The sequence below is a fragment of the Amycolatopsis sp. NPDC005003 genome (assembly GCF_053600695.1).
The window spans coordinates 131977-152376 of record NZ_JBSGAI010000021.1; the positions used below are offsets into that span (position 1 = coordinate 131977).

The 20400-nt window shown below is 73.1% G+C and carries 4 protein-coding genes (1 of these 4 only partly in view); all 4 read right to left on the reverse strand.

Annotation, left to right across the window (positions count from 1 at the left end; translation table 11 throughout):
* Tightly spaced (each overlapping or abutting the next), the 4 genes in view from ACWED2_RS24395 to ACWED2_RS24410 form a layout consistent with a single transcriptional unit that may run on beyond the window.
* Nucleotides 1-1155 (reverse strand): CaiB/BaiF CoA transferase family protein, encoded by a 1155-nt coding sequence (locus ACWED2_RS24395; protein WP_449692802.1) that lies wholly within the window; start codon nucleotides 1153-1155, stop codon nucleotides 1-3.
* On the reverse strand, nucleotides 1152-2411 hold the full coding sequence (ccrA, locus tag ACWED2_RS24400) for a crotonyl-CoA carboxylase/reductase (protein WP_449692803.1): 1260 nt from the start codon (nucleotides 2409-2411) through the stop codon (nucleotides 1152-1154). The genes ACWED2_RS24395 and ccrA overlap by 4 nt, the downstream gene beginning before the upstream one ends.
* The gene (locus ACWED2_RS24405) at nucleotides 2408-3163 is read right to left on the reverse strand and encodes a thioesterase II family protein (RefSeq protein ID WP_449692804.1); all 756 of its coding nucleotides are present in this window, start codon (nucleotides 3161-3163) and stop codon (nucleotides 2408-2410) included. Before ACWED2_RS24405 ends, ccrA begins: the two co-directional genes overlap by 4 nt.
* Nucleotides 3160-20400, reverse strand: the 3' portion of a protein-coding gene (locus ACWED2_RS24410) for an amino acid adenylation domain-containing protein (RefSeq protein ID WP_449692805.1). Its footprint extends 519 nt past the window's final position; 17241 of the gene's 17760 nt are visible here — the last part of the coding sequence; its start codon lies off the right edge, out of view; its stop codon occupies nucleotides 3160-3162. The genes ACWED2_RS24405 and ACWED2_RS24410 overlap by 4 nt, the downstream gene beginning before the upstream one ends.

A 20400-nucleotide genomic window follows, 5' to 3' on the forward strand; every position in this document is an offset into this window, starting at 1 on the left:
TCAGTGGCCGGTGTCATGACGGCCCCGTTCGCCCAGCACGGCCGCGGTGTGCTCGCCGAGCTCCGGCGCGGGAGTGCGGAAGGAGTCGTGCCCGGCGCCGAACACCACGGGGAAGCGCACCTGGTACCGGCCCCGCCCCGGGTCACCCGGCCCTGCGGTGACCAGCCGCCGGGCTTGGACGTGCGGGTCCGCGACGACCTCCGCGGCCGAGTCGTAGACAGGGGCCCACGGGATGTCGAGCCCACCGAGCACCCCCACCCACCAGTCGAGGTCTCGTTCGGCGAAGACGGCGGCGAGCAGGCCCGAGACGGCCGCCTTGTGCCGCGTGCGTTCGGCCCGCTCGTCGTAGGCGTCCGTGTCCAGCGCCGGGAACTCGACGCTCAGCCGGTCCCGGAACACGCGCCAGAACTTGTCCTCGAACGTGGCGAAGGACAGCCGCCCGCCGTCGCGGGTGACGAAGACGTCGTTGTCCCCGGTCAGCACGGGATCGTCGCCGGGGTCGGCGAAGTTCAGCGCCGGCAGCGCGAACGGCGCGGCCCACGCCGCCGCGGACTCGTGCAGCGAAACGTCGATGTGCTGACCGATGCCGCTCTCCGCGGCGTGCTGGGCAGCCACCGTGATCGACAACGCGGCATACATGGCTCCCGCCAGGTCTCCGGTCCGCACGCCCGGGCGATCGGTCCGTCCACCCGGGCGGTTCGGCACGGCGAAGAAACCGGACAACGCGAGGAAGTTCACGTCGTGGCCGGGGCGGCCGGCGTACGGCCCGGTCTGCCCGAACGCCGACAGCGAGCAGAGCACCACACCCGGATTGACCCGCCGCAGGTCGGCGTAGCCGAGCCCGATGCGGTCGAGCACACCCGGACGGTGGCTCTCGACGAGCACCCGGCTGTCCGCCACCAACGCCAGCAAGTCTTCACGGGCCGCCGGGTCGAACAGGTCGAGCACCACGGACCGCTTGTTCCTGCTGATCGCGGCGAACGTCCCGGGCGCCGCCCGGCGGAGCGGGTCGCCGGCGGGCGGCTCGATCTTGACGACGTCCGCGCCCAGGTCGGCGAGCAAGGACGTGGCGAAGCCCCCCGGGAGCAACCGGGTCAGATCCAGGACACGCAGCCCGCGCAGCGGCAGCCACGAACTCCCCTCCGCTGAGCTCACGCCGCCGCCTTCCCGGCCAGGCCGGTCATCCCCGGCTCGGCGGCGTTGACGAGCACGGCCATGTTGCCCGGCGGGTGCTCGTTGTCGTGCATCAGCTGGTGCAGTTCGGCGATGTCGGCGAACCGGGCGGTACGGCTCAGGCAGGGATCGAGCTTGCCGGCCGCGACCAGTTCGGTGACCGCGCGGAACTCCCGCGCGTTGCCGCAGTGGGAGCCTTGCAGCCGTTTCTGGAACATCCAGAGGAACCGCAGGTCCACGTCACCGTTGTAGCCACTGGTCCCGGCGCAGGTCACCACCATCCCGCCGTTGTCGCAGACGTACAGCGAAGTCGGCAGCGTGTCCTGCCCCGGGTGCTCCAACACGATCCGCGGCGACTTGCGTTCGCCCAGCACGTCCCAGACCCGGCGGCCGAAGCCGCGCACGCCGCTGAGCCAGTCGCCGTAGGCGGCGGCGTCGGTATAGTCCGGCAACCTGCCCCAATGGTCGAACTCGGTCCGGTCGATCACCCCGCGAGCGCCCAGCCTGAGGCAGTGCTCGACCTTCTCCGCATTGGACACCACGGCGATCGGCACCCCGCCGAGCAGGTCGACGATCTGGATGGCCATCGAGCCGAGGCTGCCGGAGCCGCCCCACACCAGGACCGGGTCCCCCGGGCGCACGGTGTGCGGCGACCAGCCGGTCAGTTGCCGGTACGTGGTGCCGCCACCGGCGAGGAAGCAGCTCGCCTCCTCCCAGCTCAGGCGGGCAGGCTTGGGGTGCAGCTGGTACTCGTCCACGACGGTGAACTGCGCGAACGTGCCGAAGTTCAGCTCGTAACCCCACGCGGCCTGGGACTTCGACGTCGTCGGGTCCGCGCCGAGCCGGATGTCGTCGGCGGTCTCGTCCCACTTGAGCCCGCCGAAGACGACGTGCTCGCCCACGCCGAACCGGCCCGCCCCCGGCCCGGTCGCCCAGACCACGCCCGAGCCTTCCGAACCGGCGATGTGGAAGTCGTGCGGGTCACCGGCGCGCTGCCGGGCGGCGATCACGTCCACCGGTTCGCCCAACCCGGCCCAGATGCCGTTGTAGTTGATCCCGGCCGCCATCACCATGACCAGCACTTGGCCCGGCCCCAGGGGCGGGACCTCGACCACCTCCAGTTTGATCGCGTTCTGCGGAAGGCCGTAGCGTTCCTGCCGGATCAGCGCCGCGTGCATGTACCGCGGCACTTCGCCCAGCGGCGGGATCTCGCCCAGTTCGTAAAGCTCCCTTGTCATGTCCATCCTCTCCCAGTGGTGACGAGGCGGCGCAGCGCGCGCCCCGCATCGCCGTGCCGCAGCAGGTAGAAGTGCCCGCCGGGGAAGGCCTGGAGGGCGGGCGTACCAGGCAGGTCCGCAGCCCACCGCCGGGCCTCGTGTTCGGACGCTTCGTCGTCCGTTGCGCCGTACCAGACGTGGAATCGGACGCCCGACAGCGGCACGCCCGTCTCCGCGTACGTGTCGATCAGCTGCATGTCCTGGCCGAGCGCGGTCACCGCCCAGTCCAGCAGTTGCGGGTCCGCGAGCACCTCCGGCGGGCAGCCGCCGTAGCGGTCGAGGTCGCCGGCCAGCTCGGCGCGCGGGCGCGGGCGGACCGCCTGCCGCGGGAAGTTCGTCAGGGCGCGCGTGGTTCCGGGCGAGCGGGACCCGGAGAACACGACATCGGCCACGTGCCGGCGACATCCCTCCGCCAGGGTGGTGACCAGCGCGTGGGCGAATAGCGCGCCCATGCTGTGCCCGAACACGGTCGTCGGCCGGTCCAGCAGGGCCTCGAACCGCGGCCGGATCCGGCTCACGGCCTCGGCGAACGTCGTCGCCGGAACGTCGCGGTCATTGAGCTCCAGCAGCGCGACGGCACAGGATCCCGGCAAGTCGCCGGCCAGTGGCAGCAACGAGGCCGCCGACCCGCCCGCGTAGTGCAGGAGCACGACGCGGTGGGCGGCGCCGGGGTCTCCCTTCAGCAAGGGCGGCGGCATCGGACGGCTGCTCATGCGGGACCGCCTTCGAGCACTCCGCGCACGATCCGGCCGATTTCGCGAAGTGGCGCGCCGTCGAGCATCTGGTGGTGCTCGCAGTCGATCGGGTGGGTCACGATGCTCCCGGTGACGTGCGCCCGCCAGCGGTCGGCGGACAACGGCCCCTCCGCACGGCCGAGGGCGGCCGGCAGGAACACCAGGTCGCCGTCGAAAGTGCCGGGAACGTGCGCCGTGGACAGCTCGGTGCAGTGCCGCGCGATCTCGGCGAGGCGTCGGACGCGGGCCCCCACCAGCGCGATCATCGGGTTGTCGTGCTCGCGCAGGATCGTCTCCGCCTCCTCGGCCGTCACCTCGTCCGGCAGAGTGGCGCCGGGGCCGTCGACCGACTGGAGCAGGCCGCGCATGATCGTGACGCTGTCCGGCAGCCGAGCCGCCACGCCCGCCGCGGGTGCGGTGTCGAGCAGAGCCAGCAGGGTCACCTCCTCACCCGCTTCGCGCAGCATCGTCGCGACCTCGTGCGCGACGAGCCCGCCGAAGGACCAGCCGAGCAGGCGGTACGGGCCGGGCGCGAGCTGCCGGATCCGGGCGGTGTGGTCCGCGGCGATCTCGGTGACCGAGCCCGGCAGCGGGCCGTCGTCGAGGAATCCGGTCGCCTGCATGGCGTGGACCGGTACCTGCGGGGGTAGTTCCCGCAGCAGACCCGAATAGCGCCAGCCGAGCCCGCTCGCCGGGGCGAAGCAGAACACCGGCGCCGCCGCGCCGTCCGACCGCAACGGGAGCACGGCGTCGAACGCCGAATCCCGCGCGAGTGTGCCGCCGACGATGTGCCGCGCGGCGAACCTGGCGACCGTCGGGCTGCCGAGCAGGTCCCGGAGCGTGGACTGCCCGCCGAGCGCCGCGCGGATCCGGCCGATCAGCCGCATCGCGAGCAGCGAGTCGCCGCCGAGGTCGAAGAAGTCCTCGTCGGTCCCGACCTCGGGCACGCCGAGCACCTCGGCGAACAGTCCACAGAGGACCTTCTCGATCGGGCTCGCCGGCGCGACGCGAGCACGGCGCACCGGGATCCCCACGTGCAAAGCGGATCGATCCACCTTCCCGTTCACGGTCAACGGCAACGAGTCCCGGACGAAGAAGGCCGACGGGACCAGGTACTCGGGCAGCCGGTCGCCCGCGAACCGTGGCAGCTCGGCGAGGTCGAGTTCGCGGCCCGCGGCCGCGACCACGTGCGCCACCACCTGCTGCCCCTCGCCCGGCACACCGGACACCACGACCGCGCAGTGCGCGATGTCCGGATGCGTCTCGAGGACCGCTTCGGCTTCGCCGGGTTCCGCCCGGAACCCGCGGATCTTGACCTGGGCATCGGTCCTGCCGAGGAACTCCAGCTCGCCCTCGGTCGTGCGGCGTGCCAAGTCGCCGGTGCGGTACATGCGCTGCCCCGAGCCCGCTGGGTCCGCGACGTAGCGCGCCGCCGTCAGCCCCGGCTGCTCCAGATAGCCCCGGCTCACGCCGCCGCCTCCGACGTAGACCTCGCCGACGGTGCCCGCGGGCACCTCACTCAGGGCGTGGTCCAGGAGATGGACCCGGGCACCGGGCAGTGGCCGCCCGATCGGCACGGCCGCTCCGGGGTCGCCGGTGAGCCGGTGGCTGGTGGCGAACACGGTGGTTTCGGTGGGGCCGTACCCGTTCACCAGGACGAGATCGGGATGGTGGCGGCGCACCGTGCGGAAGACCTCGGGTGGCACCGCATCCCCACCGGTCCAGACCTCGTCCATGGCGTGGAAGCAGCCGGGCGCTTCCTCGGCGAGGACGCGGAACAGGCCGGCGGTGAAGAAGGCCCAGCCGACCCGGCCGTCGCGGATCACCCGGGCGTACCCGGCCGGGTCGAGGTCTCCGCGCGGTGCGAGCACGAGACAGCCGCCGTTGAGCAGGGTCGCCCAGATCTCCACCGTGGAGGCGTCGAAGGCGAGCGGGCTGTGCACCAGCACGCGACGAGCACCGTGGAACGCCGAGTTCGCGGCGAACCAGCCGATCTCCCGCCGGGACACGAGCACGCCTTTCGGCCGCCCGGTGGACCCGGAGGTGTAGAGGACGCAAGCCGCCGCCGCCGAGGCGACCGGCCGGAGCTCAGCCGGCGGCGCCGTCGCCGTGCTGGCGTCGACCACGGGGAGGCCGAGGTCCGCCACCGGCTCGCCGTCGGTGACGGCCAGCACGGCCCGGCATTCGGTGATCAAGTCCCGCATCCGCCCGGTGGGGTACCTCCGGTCGAGCGGCACGTAGGCCGCACCCACCTTCAGCACTCCGAGCAGCGCGGCGATCGTCGCGGGCGTCCGCTCGGACAGGATCGCCACCGCGGTCTCGGGGCCTGCGCCCGCCGCGGCGAAGACGCCGGCGAGCCGGTCGGCCCAGTCGCCGAGTTCCGCGTAGGTCAGGATCCGGCCGTCCGCGACGACGGCCGGCGCGCCCGGGGTGCGGGCCACCTGCTCGGCGAACACGGCAATCGGATCGCGGCCGGGCACGGCGACGGTCTCCGCGACGAACGTTCCCGCAGCGAGCACCCGCTCGATGGCCCGGCCCGGGTCCGCCCCCATCGCCGTCAGTGCGGCGACGACCCAGTCCAGGATCCGCTCGGCCTGCTCTGGTCCGACCAGGTCGCTGCGATGGACCAGCCGGAGGCCGACGCGGTCGCCCGACGCGGCCGCGACCAGGCCGAGCGGGTAGTGCATGCCGTCCGATGCCCGTTCCAGGCGGACGTCCGCCGCGTCGGGCGCCGCGGCCCGGATCGCGTTCCCGTCGACCGGGTAGTTCTCGAACGCCACGGTGGTGTCGAACAGCTCGGTGACCCCGGCGAGCCGCTGCAGCACGGCGAGTGGGAGGTGGTGGGCGTCCGCCAGCGCCGACTGGCCGGTCTGGAAGCGCTGCACCAGTTCGCCGGCGCTTTCGCCGGGCCGTGGGCGCAGCCGGACCGGCACCGTGTTGATGAAGCAGCCGATCATCCGTTCGATCCCGGGAACAGCCGGTGGCCGTCCGGACACGACGCTGCCGAACACCACGTCGCGCCGTCCGGTGAGCCTGCCGAGCACGAGTCCCCAGGCGACGTGCACCATGCTGCTGGTCGTGACGCCCAGGCCCCGTGCCGTTTCCCGCAGTGCTTTCGCGGCCCGTTCCGGCAGCTGGCGGTGCAGGTCCCGACGCGGGCCGGTGGATCGCGTGCCGCCGACGACCCGGCAGCCGTCCACTTTGGACAGTTCGGCCCGCCAGACCGCTTCGGCCTCGGCCCGGTCGCGGCCGGCCAGCCACACCGCGTAGCTCCGGTACGGCGGGGCCGGAGGCTGTCCGCCACCGCCCTCCCCGGAGCGGTACGCCGTGAAGAGGTCCCGCAGCAGCACGGGAAGCGACCAACCGTCCAGCAGGATGTGGTGGTGGGTGACGACCAGCCGGTGGTCCCCGCCGTCGAGGTGGACGAGCAGGAACCGGATCAGCGGCGGCCGCGCCGGGTCGAAGCCGGTGCGCCGCTGGACCTCGGCCAGCCGGTCGAGCTCGGCCTGGTCCGCGGCCACGCATTCCTGCCACGGCACCGCGACCCGCGTGGAGAGGATCTGCCTCGGTGGCCCCTCCGGCGGCTGGGCGAACGCCGCGCGCAGCGCGTCGTGCCGCTCGAGGACCGCTGACACCGCGCGACGCAGGGCCGCCGCGTCGATCCGGGCGGGCAGGGCCAGCACCGTCTGCACCACGTACGGGTCTTCCCGCTCGTCGTTCCCGTCATCCAGCAGGGCGTGGAAGAGGAGCCCTTCCTGCACCGGCGCCAACGGCAGGACGTCGGACACCGAGGGCCACGCAGCCTCGATCCAGTCGATCTGCCGCTGCGTCAACCCGGCCAGCGGGAAGTCCGATGGCGTGTGGCCGCCCCCGGAATTGCGCGCGTGGGCCACGATGCCGGCCAACGCCTCGAACCACAGGTCAGCCAGTTCGGCGACCTGCTCCTCGGCCAGCAACCCGGCCGGCCACGTCCAATTCGCCACGAGCCGCGGCCCGTCCGGGGTGTCCCTGGTCAGCGCGTTGAGCGTGAGAGGGTGCGACACGGCCCGCGCCGAGTCCTCCGGCGCCGCGGCAACGGCGTCACCGGTGCCCGGCACCCGGCCCAGGTAGTTGACGGCGATCTGCGGCGCGCCCGCCTTCGCCAGGGTGAGCATCGTCTGCGGATTGAGATAACGCAGGATGCCGAACCCGAGGCCGTTGTGGGGTACCGAACGCAGCTGTTCCTTGACCCGCTTGACGGCCACCCCGACCTCGGGCGCGCCGGCCTGGACGGCCGTCCACCGGAGCTCGCCGGGATCCAGTGCCACCGGGTGCATGGTGGTGAACCAGCCGACGGTCCGGGTGAGGTCGAGTTCGTCCTGCCCGGCCCGGCCGTGTCCCTCCACATCGAGCAGTACGGCGTTGCCCGTTCCGATCCCCCTGCGCCGTCGCCATTCGCCGACCGCCACGGACAACGCAGCGAGCAGCACGTCGGGTACCCGGCCGTGGAACGCGGCGGGCGTTTCCGTCAGGACCGAGGACGTCAGGTCGGCCGGCGCGGTCCGGCGTACGGACCGGGCGCTCGCGACGGTGTCCCTGTCCGGGTCCAGAGGCCGCGCACCGAGCAGCGGGTCGGGCGTGCGGAGCACCCTTGACCAGTGCTGGGCTTCGGCGAGCCGGACGCGGTCACCGGCCGCGGTGGCGAGCCACTCCGCCCAGCGCTTGAACGAAGTCGCGACGGGCGGCAGCTCGATCGGCCGCCCGGCGGAGAGGTCCGTGAAGGCCCGGTCGAGGTCCGCACGCAGGATCCGCCACGAAACGCCGTCCACGACCAGGTGGTGCGCGGCCAAGGCCAGCAGGCCCGGCGCCCCGGGACACCAGACCGCGCGGAGCATGACGCCGGCATCGGGATCCAGCCGGCCGCGGGCATCGGCCAGCGCCCGCGCCACCGGTTCGGCCGGCTGCTCACCGGAGCTGCTGTCGACCCGGACGAGCAGATCGCGGGCTTGGAGGCGGCCTTGCTCGGGGATGTCCAGCGCCCACAGCGCTGCCTCACGCGACAAGCGCATGCGCAGGGCGTCGTGGTGATCGAGGACGGCCTGCAGCGCCGCGGTGACCTGCTCCTCGCCGAGGTCCGCGGGCACCGGGAGCACGATCGACTGGTCGAAGCCGGCGATGTCCTCGCCGAGCTCGCGCAGCCAGTGCACGATCGGCGTCAGCGGTACCGGCCCCACCCCGGAGTCGGAAGGGGGAGCGGTCGCCTGCTCCCCGGCCGACGCCGCCGCGGCGAGTTCGGCGATGATCGGGTGTTCGAAGACGTCCCGGGGTTTCAGGGACAGCCCGGCCTGGCCGGCGCGGGCCACCAGCTGGATGGCGAGGATGCTGTCGCCACCCTGTTCGAAGAAGTGGGCGTCGGCCGGGAAGTCCGGCACGCCCAGCAGTTCGGCGAGCAGCCCGCACAGTATCCGCTCGGGCTCGGTGACCGGGCGGCGCCCGATCGCCGTGGCCGCCGGTGCCGCACCGGGGAGCGGCAGGCCCGACCGGTCCACCTTGCCGTGGGCGGTGAACGGCAGTGCGTCCAGCGGCACCAGCGCGGCGGGCACGAGGTGGTCCGGGACCCGGCCGGTCAGCCAGGTGCGCAGCGCCGCCAGATCGATCCCCGCCGGCCCGGCGACGACGTATCCGACCAGCCTTGTTCCGGCGGGAGTCGGGTAGGCCGCCGCCGCGGCCGCGAGCACGTCGGGGTGCGCGGCCAGGGCGCGGTCCAGCTCGGCAAGCTCCACCCGGTGGCCGCGGATCTTGACCTGGCCGTCGGCGCGCCCGACGAACTCGAGCTCGCCATCCCGGCGCCGCCGCACCAGGTCACCGGTGCGGTACAGGCGGGTACCCGGCCCGTCGAAGGGGTTGGCCACGAACCGCTCCGCGGTCGCCGCCGGTTCACCGGCGTACCCCCGGGCCAGGCCACGGCCGGCGAGGTAGAGCTCTCCCACGAGGCCGGGCAGGACCGGACGCAGCGACGTGTCGAGCACGTGGGCGCGCGTGTTGGCGAGCGGATCGCCCAGCGGCGGGGTGTCCGGTCCGGTCAGCGGGCCGGTGATCGTCGCCGCCACCGTGCACTCGGTGGGCCCGTAGACGTTGAGCACGTGGCAGCCGGCCGCCCACCGCTCGACCAGCGGCCCGGGTACCGCCTCGCTGCCCAGCGCCAGGCAGAAGCCGGCCGGCAACGCCCCGGGCTCGATCCCGGACGCCACGGTCGGCGTCAGCGTCGCATGAGTGACTCCGTACTCGGCGATCAGCTCCGCCAGATTCGCCGCCGCGGTGACCCGGTCGGCGGGCGGTAGCACCACGGTTGCACCGGACGACAGCGTGAACAGGACGTCGCCGGTGGCGACGTCAAACCCCGGCGAAGCGAACTCCAGGACCCGGCTGTCCGGGGTGACCCGGTAGGCCTGGGCGAGGCTGGTGGCCAGGCTCGGCAGGCCGCGGTGGGTGACCAGCACCCCGCGCGGGGTGCCGGTCGAGCCGGAGGTGTGGATCAGGTAGGCCGGGTGGTCGGGCGACCAGGTCCGGCGCCGGTCCGCGTCGGTGGGGTCGTGCGCCGGGCCGCCGGGTGGTACCTCGGCCGGCCGCAGGACCGGGCCGGGCACCGGTGGGGTGGCGTCATCGGTCAGGACGAGCGACGGCGCGGCCTTCTCCAGCAGCAACCGGACGCGTTCCGCCGGGTACGACGGGTCGACCGGGAGGTAGGCCGCGCCCGCCTTCAGCACGGCGAGCAGCGCGACGACCAGGTCGATGGTCTGCGGCAGCAGGAGCGCGACGACGTCTTCGGCGCCGATACCGGCGCCGATGAGGTGGTGCGCCAGCCGGTTGGCGCGTTCGTTGAGCTCGCGGTAGCCGATCCGGTCCGCGCCCCGCACAACGGCGTCGTGGTCGTCGCGCCGCGGTGCCTGCCGTTCGAACGCGGCGAGCGCGTGTTCCAGCGGAATCGCCCGGTCCGTGTCCGTCCACCGGTCCCGGGCGGCGGCGGGTTCGAGTTCCACCGCCCCGATCCGGACCTCCGGGTCGGCGGCCACCTCGCCGAGGAACCGCACGAACCGGTCCGCCAGCTCCGTCCCGGTCTGCCGGTCGAACAGGTCCGTGGCCAGCTCCAGCGCGCCGGCCAAACCCGCGCATTCGCCTTCGGCAGTGCGACGGTCGCTGACGTTGACGGCCAGGTCGTACTTCGCGCTCGCATAGCCGGTCGGCTGCGCGTCGACCCGGACGCCGCCGAGCCCGAGTGTGGGCCGGCGCTCGCCGTCGAAGACCAGCATGACCTGGACCAGGGGGTTGCGGGCCAGGGACCGCTCGACCCCGAGCACGTCCACGAGCCGTTCGAACGGCACGTCCTGCTGGGTGTAGGCGGCCAGGTCGGTCCGGCGGACCCGGTCGAGCAGGGTGGCGAAGCCCGGGTCTCCCCCGGTGTCGGTCCGCAGCACCAGAGTGTTGACGAAGAAGCCGATCATCGGCTCCAGCGCGTGGTCGGGGCGCCCGGCCACCGGCGTGCCGATCGGGACGTCGGTGCCGGCGCCGTGGCGGGTGAGGACTGCGGCGAGTGCCGCGTGCACGACCATGAAGAGCGTCGCCCCGTGCCGTCGCGCCAGGTCGGCGAGTGCGCGGTGCGTGGCCGGGGGCACCGCGAACTCGACGAGCTCCGCCCGGTGGCTCGCCACCGGCGGCCGCACCCGGTCGGCGGGCAGCGCGAGCTCGGTGGGCAACGCGGCGAGTGCTTCCTGCCAGTAGCGGATCTGCGCACTGATGAGACTGTCGCTGTCTTCCTCCGAACCGAGCACGGTCCGCTGCCACTGCGCGTAGTCGGCGTACTGGATCGGGAGCGGATCCCAGGCCGGTACCTCGGATCGCATCGCCGCGGCGTACGCGGCGGACAGGTCTTCGGCGAACGGCCCGAGTGACGCGCCGTCCGCGGCGATGTGGTGCAGCACCAGGGACAGCACGTGCTCTTCGGGCGCGAGGCGGAACAGCCGCGCCCGAAGCGGTGCTTCATCGGCGAGCGCGAACCGGTGCGCTGACGCGGCGGCGAGTTCGGCCTCGAGCCGCTCGGCCGGGACGTCGGTGACCGGCAGGCCCGGCCAGATCTCGTCCACCGGGTGAATGCGCTGCCAAGGCACCCCGGCTTCACTGGCAAAAGTGGTGCGCAGGACTTCGTGCCGGTCCATCACCGCACGCACAGCCGTCCGCAACGCCGTCTCGTCCAGCGGGCCGGTCAGCCGCAGCGCGAACGGGATGTTGTAGGTGGCCGACGGCCCCTCCAGCTGGTCGAGCACCCACAGGCGCTGCTGGGCGAACGACAGCGGGATCCGCTCCGGCCGCGCGACGGCGGCGACCGCCGGCCGAGTGACGCCCTGCTCGTCGAGCACGGCGTCGAGGCGGTGGACGGTCGGTTCCTCGAAGAGCCGCCGGAGCGGCGGTTCGACGCCCAGCACGTTCCGGATCAGCGCGACGAGGCGGGTGGCGAGCAGCGAATGGCCACCGAGTGCGAAGAAGTCGTCGTGCACCCCCACCGGCCGGCCGAGCACCTCGGCGAACAGTCCGCAGAGGATCTCCTGGCGCGGTGTCTCCGGGGGTGCCACCGCAGCCGCCGCGACGACCGGGCGTGGCGCACCCGGTCCCCCGGGCAGGACCGTGTACTCGCCGGGCACGAGGTGGTCCGGCAACCACCGCCGGGCGAACCCGCGCAACCGCTCGGTATCGAACCCGGTGGTGTCTTCGGCCACGACGTGCACGGCGACCATCCGGTCCCCGTGCCCGTCTTCTTGCAGCACCGCCGCGACTTCGCGCACACCGTCGTGCTCGGCCAGGACCTGCTCGATCCGGGCCAGGTCGATCTCCCTCCGCACCGGCAGCTCGACCAAGTGCCGGTCGAGCGCGTCCCCGGCGGCGAGGTCCACCGACCCGATCCGCACCGACGGATCGGCGGCGACCGCGGCCAGCAGCCGCAGCAACCGGTCCACGACGCGCTCCACGGTGATCCGGTCGAAGAGGTCCGAGCGGTATTCCACCACGCCCGCGACACCGCCGGGACGGCCGTCGCGGGGTTCGCGTTCGGCGAAGTTGAAGCCCAGATCGAAGTTCACCGCACCGACGTCCAGCGGTTCGCCGCTGATCCGCACTCCCGGGAGGACGATCTCGGCACGTGGCGCGTTCTGCAGCACGAGCATCACCTGGAACAACGGGTGGTGTGCCAGGGACCGTTGCGGGTTGAGCGCCTCCACGAGGTATTCGAACGGCAGCTCCTGGTTGTCGTACGCGGCAAGGTCGGCCTCCCGCGCGCGGTCGAGCAACTCGCCGAAGGCCGGGTCGCCGGAGGTGTCCAGCCGCAGCGCCAGGGTGTTGACGAAGAAGCCGATGAGATTTTCCACGGCGGTGTCGGTCCGCCCGGCGATCGCGCTCCCCAGCACGATGTCGGTGCCGCCACCGAGCCGCGTCAGCAGTGCGGCGACCGCACTCTGCAGCACCATGAACAGGCTGACCCCGTGGGACCGTGCCATGTCCAGCAGCCTGCCGTGCAACGCGCTGTCCAGTTCGAACGGAAGCCGCTCGCCCGCCGAGGTGGCGACAGCCGGCCTCGGCCGGTCCGCCGGCAGCGAGGTCCGGGCAGGAACACCGGCCAGCGCGCGCCGCCAGTGCGCCAGCTGCCGGGAGATCGCGCTGTCCGGCTCCTCGGGGCTGCCGAGGATTTCTCGTTGCCAGAGAGCGTAATCGGCGTATTGGACCTCGAGAGCGGGCCAGTCCGGGCGCTCGCCGCTCAGCCGAGCCCGGTAGGCCGCAGCCAGATCGCGGGCGAGCGGTCCGATCGACCAGCCGTCGCCCGCGATGTGGTGCAGCACCACGAGCAGCACGTGATCCTCGGGACCGAGGGCGAAGAGCGTGGCACGCACCGGCAGGTCGGCAGTCACGTCGAACGGCACGCGCGCGGCCGCGGTCAGCATCTCCGGCAAGGACGCGGGCTCGGCTTCGGCCACGGAAAGCCGCGAGCGGGCCGCGTCGGCGGGCAGCACGGCCTGGCACGGCTCCCCGTCCCGCTCGGGGAACACGGTGCGCAGCGCTTCGTGCCGGTCGATCAGGTCGGCGAACGCCCCGCCAAGGGCGTGCCGGTCCACGGTTCCGCGCAGGCGCAGCACGATCGGCAGGTTGTAGCTCGGCGACGACGTCTCGAAGCGGTTGAGGAACCACAGGCGCAGCTGGGCATAGGACAGCGGGACCCGTTCGGGTCGCGGCATCCTCGTCAGTGCGGGTCGCGCGGCGGCGGGGTCGATGCGCTCGCTGAGCGCGGCCACGGTGGCACCTTCGAACACCCGGCGGATGGGGATTTCGATGCCGGTGGCCGTCCGGATCCGGCTGACCAGGCGGGTGGCCAGCAGCGAATGGCCACCGAGCGCGAAGAAGTTGTCGTCGATGGTCACCTTCGGCACACCGAGCACTTCGGCGAAGAGCTCGCAGAGCACGGACTCCCGGGGCGTCCGGGGCGCGCGGCCCGACGAGAGCACGGCGAAGTCGGGTTTGGGCAGGGCCTGGCGGTCGAGCTTGCCGTTGGTGGTCAGCGGCAGTTCGTCGAGCACGACGAACGCGGCGGGAATCATGTAGTCCGGCAGCCACCGGCGCAGCCGGGTCCGCAGCTCGTCGTTGAACGCGCGGAGCCGCCGCGTCCGTGCCGGGCTGTTGGCGTGCACCATCGGGTCCTTCCCCGCGGTGGTGCCCGGGTAGGCGGACACCACCGCGGGCGCTGCTCCGGCGGGCAGGAAGACCGCGTCGAAGCAGTCGTCCTCGCCTTCGCCGGACCAGGTGGTCACCACGGCGAAGCCGCACCGGGCGCCCAGCTCGTGGAGATCCTCCGGATCGACACCCGCCGAGCCGGCTCGGAGGGTGTCCATGGCCCGCTTCGCCCCGCCGCCACGCTGGAGCACGCGCAGTGCGCCGAACTCGGCGAGCAGCCGGTCGTTGGGGACATTCGTCACCCGCAACCCGCCGGACGCCCCGCGCAGCGCGGCCGCCAGCGCGTCCAAAGTAGACAATTCACCCCACGGGCGCGCCGGCGGTTCCCATGCCGGCGTCCGCCGGCCGGAGTCCTTGGTGATGACCACCTCGTAGCGGTAGCGCGACAGTTCGTTGCGGAACGAACCGCGCTTGAGCCGGATGTCCACCGACCCGACGCCGTCGAGCGACCGGCCCAGTGCCACGAAGAAGTCGGGAGCCAGCAGCAGCTCTTCTTCCGCGGCGACCTTCTGCTCCACCAGCGAACGCACCGAAGAGCCGTCGGACTCGCCGGTGCTCCGGGTCAAGGCGACCGCGGTCTGCAGGCACCGGAGCAGGCGCAGGTTGCGGACGTCGCCGAGGACGATCGCCCCACCGGGGACGAGCAGGTCCAGGCACTTGCGCAGCACGTCGACGAGGTAGCCGGCGTGCGGGAAGTACTGGATCACCGAGTTGAGCAGGATGGTGTCGAAGAACCCGGCCGGCAGCCCGGTCACGTCGTCGGCGGCCTGGACCCGCAGCCGCACGTCCGGCGTGTCGTCGCCGCGCTCGGCCAGCCGGTCCCGCAGGGCGGCGATCACCGACGGGGAGAAGTCGGTGCCCCAGTAGGCCTCGCAGTTCGGAGCCAGCCGTGAGAGGAGCAGGCCGTTGCCGACACCGATCTCCAGCACCCGGCGCGGTTGCAGGCGCAGGACCTGCTCGACCGCCGCGGCCCGCCACTGCGTCATCTCGTCGAGCGGCAGGTGCCTGCCGTCATAGCTGCTCTGCCAGACGGTGAAGTCCTCCCAGAAGCCGCCGTTCTCGACCTGCTCGGCGTAGAGCGAGTCGTAGAGGTCTCGCCACGCCCCGACCTGGTCCGTTTCCTCTTGCCGGTCCCGGCCCACCGACCACTCGGCGCCCGGCACGACGTAACCGACGAGCCGTCGCTCGCCATCGGCTGCTTCGCCGACCAGGACGGTGGCTTCGACGACGTCGTCCTGGCGGGCCAGCGCCGCCTCGATCTCGCCCAGCTCGATGCGGAACCCCCGGACCTTCACCTGGTCGTCGGCGCGGCCGACGAAGGCGAGCTCGCCCGCGGGCAGCCACCGCACGAGGTCTCCGGTGCGGTACATGCGGCCGCCCGGTTCGTCGAAGGGGTTGGCCACGAACCGCTCGACGGTCAGCGACCGGCGGTTCAGGTATCCCCGGCCGAGACCGGTCCCGGCGATGTACAGCTCGCCGGTGACTCCGGCGGGCACCGGCCGCAGGTTCTCGTCCAGCACGTAGAGCCGCGTGTTCCGGGTTTGCGTGCCCACCGGGGGTGGACCGCCGGTCGCGGCCCGCCCGGGGCCGACCTCCGCGAGCGTGCTCCACACCGTGGTTTCCGTGGGGCCGTACAGGTTGACGACCTGGCCGCCCACCTCACCCATCCGCTCGGCCAGGCCGCTGGTCAGCGCCTCGCCGCCGACGAGCAACCGCAGTCCGCGCAGTCCGTCCGGCGCGTTCGCCAGGAGTGTGCGGTACAACGACGGGGTGGCCTGGAAGATCGTCACGCCGCCGGTCGCGGCCAGTTCGGCCAGCGCGACCGGGTTGCGGATGACGTGGGGCTCGGCGATCAGCACGCTCGCGCCGTGCACGAGCGGCAGGTAGACGTCCACCGCGACGATGTCGAACGCGATCGTCGCGATCGCCAGCACCCGGTCCTCGGGGCCGACGGGAAACCGCTCGCCGAACCCGATCAGGTTGTTGACGATGCTCAGATACGAGATCAGCACCCCTTTGGGGCGTCCGGTCGATCCGGAGGTGTAGATGATGTAGGCGGCGTTGCCGGGCAGCAGCGGCGCCCGGCGCTCGTCGTCAGCCGGATCGATCGGGACCTGCTCGGACAGTCGTCGTTCGGTGTCCGGAGCGCCCAGCACGATCTTCGGGACGTCGGTCGCGGGCAGGCCCGGCTCGACGCCGGCACTGGTGATCACCACGACCGGCCGGGCGTCCTCGAGCAGGAACGCCAGCCGATCGGCGGGATGGGCGGGATCCATCGGCAGGTAGACCGCGCCCGCCTTCTGCACCGCGAACATGGCCGCCACCATGTCCACCGAGCGCCCGACAGCCAGTGCGACCACCCGTTCCGGCCCGGCGCCCCGGGCGATGAGCTCCCGGGCCAGGCGGTTGCTGCGGGCGTTGAGCTCGGCGTAGGTGGCCGTGTCACCGCCGCAGCTGACCGCCACGGCGTCGGGCGTGGCCGCGGCCTGCTCCTGGAACAGCTCGTGCAGGAGCCGCGTGGGTAGCGGGCGCGCTGTGGCGTTGCGGGTTCGCAGCAGGTCCTCGTGCTCGCCGGGCGTGAGGAAGTCCACCTGCCCGATCGGGGTGGCCGGGTCGCGGACGACCGCCTGGAGGAAGCCCCGGTACCAGCCGACCAGCCGCTCGACGGTGGCGCGGTCGAAGAGGTCGGTCGTGTATTCGACGGTGCCGTAGAGGCCGTCGGGTTCGCCCGCCGGGGTGCGCCGCTCGGCCATGCTGACGAACAGGTCGAACTTGGCGTTGCGGGCGTGCACCGGATACGGGGACACGTCGAGCCCGGCCAGCTCGACGGGAACGCGGTCCACGTTCTGCAGCGCGAACATCACCTGGAACAGCGCGTTGCCCGCGAGGGACCGGGCCGGGTTGAGCGTCTCGACCAGGTACTCGAACGCGAGGTCCTGATGGGCGTAGGCGTCGAGGTCCGTCACGCGGACCCGGTCGAGCAGGTCACGGAACCGCGGGTCGCCCCCGGTGTCCGTCCGCAGCACGAGGGTGTTCACGAAGAAGCCGACCAGCTGGTCCAGCGCGTCGTCGGTGCGCCCGGCGATGGGCGTGCCGAGCGGGATGTCGGTGCCCGCGCCGAGGCGGGTCAGCAACGCGGCGAACCCCGCCTGCAGCACCATGAACAGCGTGGCCCGGCCCGTACGGGCCAGCTCGGCGAGCGCGGCGTGCAGCTCCGCGTCCAGGGTGAAGTCGACCGTCGCGCCGCGGTAGGTCGCCACGGCGGGCCGTGGCCGGTCGGCGGGCAGGTCGAGCTCGCCGGGGACGTCGGCGAGGACCCCTGTCCAGTACTTCAGCTGCCGGGCCACCAGGCTGGCGGGATCGTCGGCATCACCGAGGGTCCGGTGCTGCCAAAGCGCGTAGTCGGCGTACTGCACCGGCAGGTCGGCCCAGTCCGGTTCCGTTCCGGCGCGGCGGGCGGCGTAGGCGGTCCCGAGGTCGCTCATCAGCGGGGCCAGCGACCAGCCGTCGCCGGCGATGTGGTGCAGCAGGACGACGAGGACGTGCTCGGCCAGGCGGGTGCGCGGGCGGAACAGCCAGGCACGCAGGGGTGGTTCGGCGGTCAGGTCGAAGCCGTGCGCGACAGCCGCCCGGACGGCGTCGTCGAGCTCACCCGGGTCGACGTCGGTGACGGTGAACGCCGGCCTGGCCGCCGGATCCCGCACGAGCTGGTGCGGCACGCCGTCGTCGGCCGGGAACACCGTGCGCAGGCTCTCGTGCCGCCGCACCACGTCGCCGAGCGCGTCGGCCAACGCGTCGACGTCGAGTTCGCCGGCCAGGGTCAGCACGACCGGGATGTTGTAGGTCGGGCCGGGACCTTCGAGCTGGTTGAGGAACCACAACCGCCGCTGGGCGAACGAAAGCGGGATCCGCCCGGGCCGCGGCACCGGGAGCACCGGGGGCCGGGTGGTGCCGTCACCGTCCAGTGCCACTGCCAGCCCGGCCACGGCCGGGGTCTCGAACAACTGCCGCAGCGCGAGCTCGGTGCCCAGGGTCGACCGGATGCGGTTGACGAGCCGGGTGGCGAGCAGTGAATGCCCGCCCAGCGCGAAGAAGTCGTCGTCGATTCCCACCTCGGGAAGGTCGAGCACCTCGGCGAACAACCCGCACAGGATCGCCTCACGGGGATCGCGGGGTGCCCGACCGGCCACCACGCCCCGGTCGGGCTCGGGCAAGGCCGCGCGGTCGACCTTGCCGCTCGGGCTCAGCGGCAGCTCGGGCAGCGTCGTGAACGACGCCGGGACCATGTACTCCGGCAGCATCGAAGCGGCGAGCGCCCGGATCGCCGAGCCGTCCACTTCGGACTCGGCGATCAGGTACGCGGCCAGCTCCTGGTCCCGGGCCGTCACGACCGCCCGCCGGACGCCCGGGTGCCGCCCGAGCACCGCCTCGATCTCGCCGAGCTCGATCCGGAACCCCCGGATCTTGACCTGGCCGTCGGCCCGGCCGAGGAACTCCAGGACACCGTCCTCCGTCCAGCGGGCGAGGTCGCCGGTGCGGTACAACCGCTCCCCCGGTACCCACGGGTCGGCCACGAACCGTTCCGCGGTCAGCCCGGCCCGGCCGAGGTAGCCGCGGGCCAGCTGGACACCGGCCAGGTACAGCTCCCCCGGGACGCCGGGCAGCACCGGCCGCAGCGCGGGATCGAGCACGTGCACCCGGGTGTTCCACCCGGGGCGGCCGATCGGGACCGAATCCCCGCGCACCCGCCACGCGGTGACGTCCACGGCGGCCTCGGTGGGACCGTAGAAGTTGACCAGCTCGGCCGCCAGGACCGCGCGGAACCGGGCGGCCAGGTCCGAGGTGAGGGCCTCGCCGCTGCAGATCACGCGGCGCAGTGACGTGCACCCGCTCGCCGCGGGCTCCTCCAGGAACATCCCGAGCATGGACGGGACGAAGTGGGTCGTGGTGACTCCGTGACGCTGGATCAACTCGGCCAGGTGGCGCGGGTCCCGGTGCCCGTCCGGCCGCGCGAGCACCACGGCCGCCCCGGTGATGAGCGGCCAGAAGAACTCCCACACCGACACGTCGAAGCTCGACGGTGTCTTTTGGAGCACCCGGTCACCGGGTTCCAGCGGGAAGTCGCGCTGCATGGACCGGAGCCGGTTCACGATCGCGGCGTGGCTGACGACCACGCCCTTCGGCCGACCGGTCGAGCCGGAGGTGTAGATGACGTAGGCCGGATTGTCCGGTGACGCGACACGCAGCGGCACGGCCGCGTCCGGTTCGTCCTCGAGGTGGATCCCGGCAGGGTCGTCCAGCACCACGACCGGCTGCGCGTCGGCCAGCATGAACGCGATCCGCTCGCGCGGGTAGCCCGGATCCACCGGCAGGTAGGCGGCCCCCGCCCGGTGCACCGCGCAGAGCGCGACGACGAGTTCGACAGAGCGGGGCAGCGCCACGGCGACGACGCTCTCCGGCCGGGCGCCCTGCCCGGCGAGGTGCCGGGCGAGCCGGTCCGCCCAGGCGTCGAGTTCCCGGTAGGTCAGCACGGTTTCGCCGCACAAGACGGCGACGGCGTCCGGGGTCCGCGCCGCCTGGGCCCGGACCAGGGTCGCCAGATCGGTGGCCGGGAGATCGGCCTCGGGGCCGCGGGCCCGCGCCAGCGCCGCCCGGTGCTCCGTCCCGGTGAGCAGTGCGGTCCGGCCGGCCGGCCGGTCCGGGGTGGCAGCCAGCTCGGTGAGCAGGGCGGCCAGCCGGTCCGCTACGAGCCGGGCCCGATCCGCGTCGAAGACGTCGGTGCGGTGCAGGATCCGCAGCCGCAGCGTCTCCCCGCGCAACGCGGCGGCGAGACCGAGCGGATAGTGCATGGTGTCCTCGGCGTGGGCCACCGACACCCGCACCCCGCCCAGGCCCGCTTCGACTGCCTGCCGGTCCACGGGGTAGTTCTCGAACACCACGGCGGTGTCGAACAGCTCCGGCACCCCGGCCAGCCGGGTCAGTTCGGCCGGTCCGAGGTACTGGTGGTCGGCGAGTTCGGCCTGCTCCCGCTGAACCCGGGCCAGCAGCTCGCGAAGCGGCTCGGCCGGGTCCAGCCGGACACGCATCGGCACGGTGTTGATCAGCAGCCCGATGATCGACTCACTGCCGGGCAGCGCCGGGGGCCGGCCGGACACCACGCTGCCGAGCACGAGGTCGTCCCGCCCGGTCAACCGGGCCAGCACCAGCGCCCAGGCGACGTGGACCGCCGTGCTCACCGTGCTTCGTGCGGCCTTCGCGGTCTCGCGCAGCGCCGCGGTGACCTCGCGGGGCAGCTCGATTTCGAGGTGGTGACGGGTGGCCTCGGCGGTGACCGGGACCTGGCCACCGGCGCCGATCAGCGTGCCCCCGTCGAGCCCGGACAGCGCCCGGCCCCAGGCCTGCCGGGCGGCCGCGTGGTCGCGCTCCGCCAGCCACCCCAGGTAATCGCGGTAAGGCGTGACCGCGGG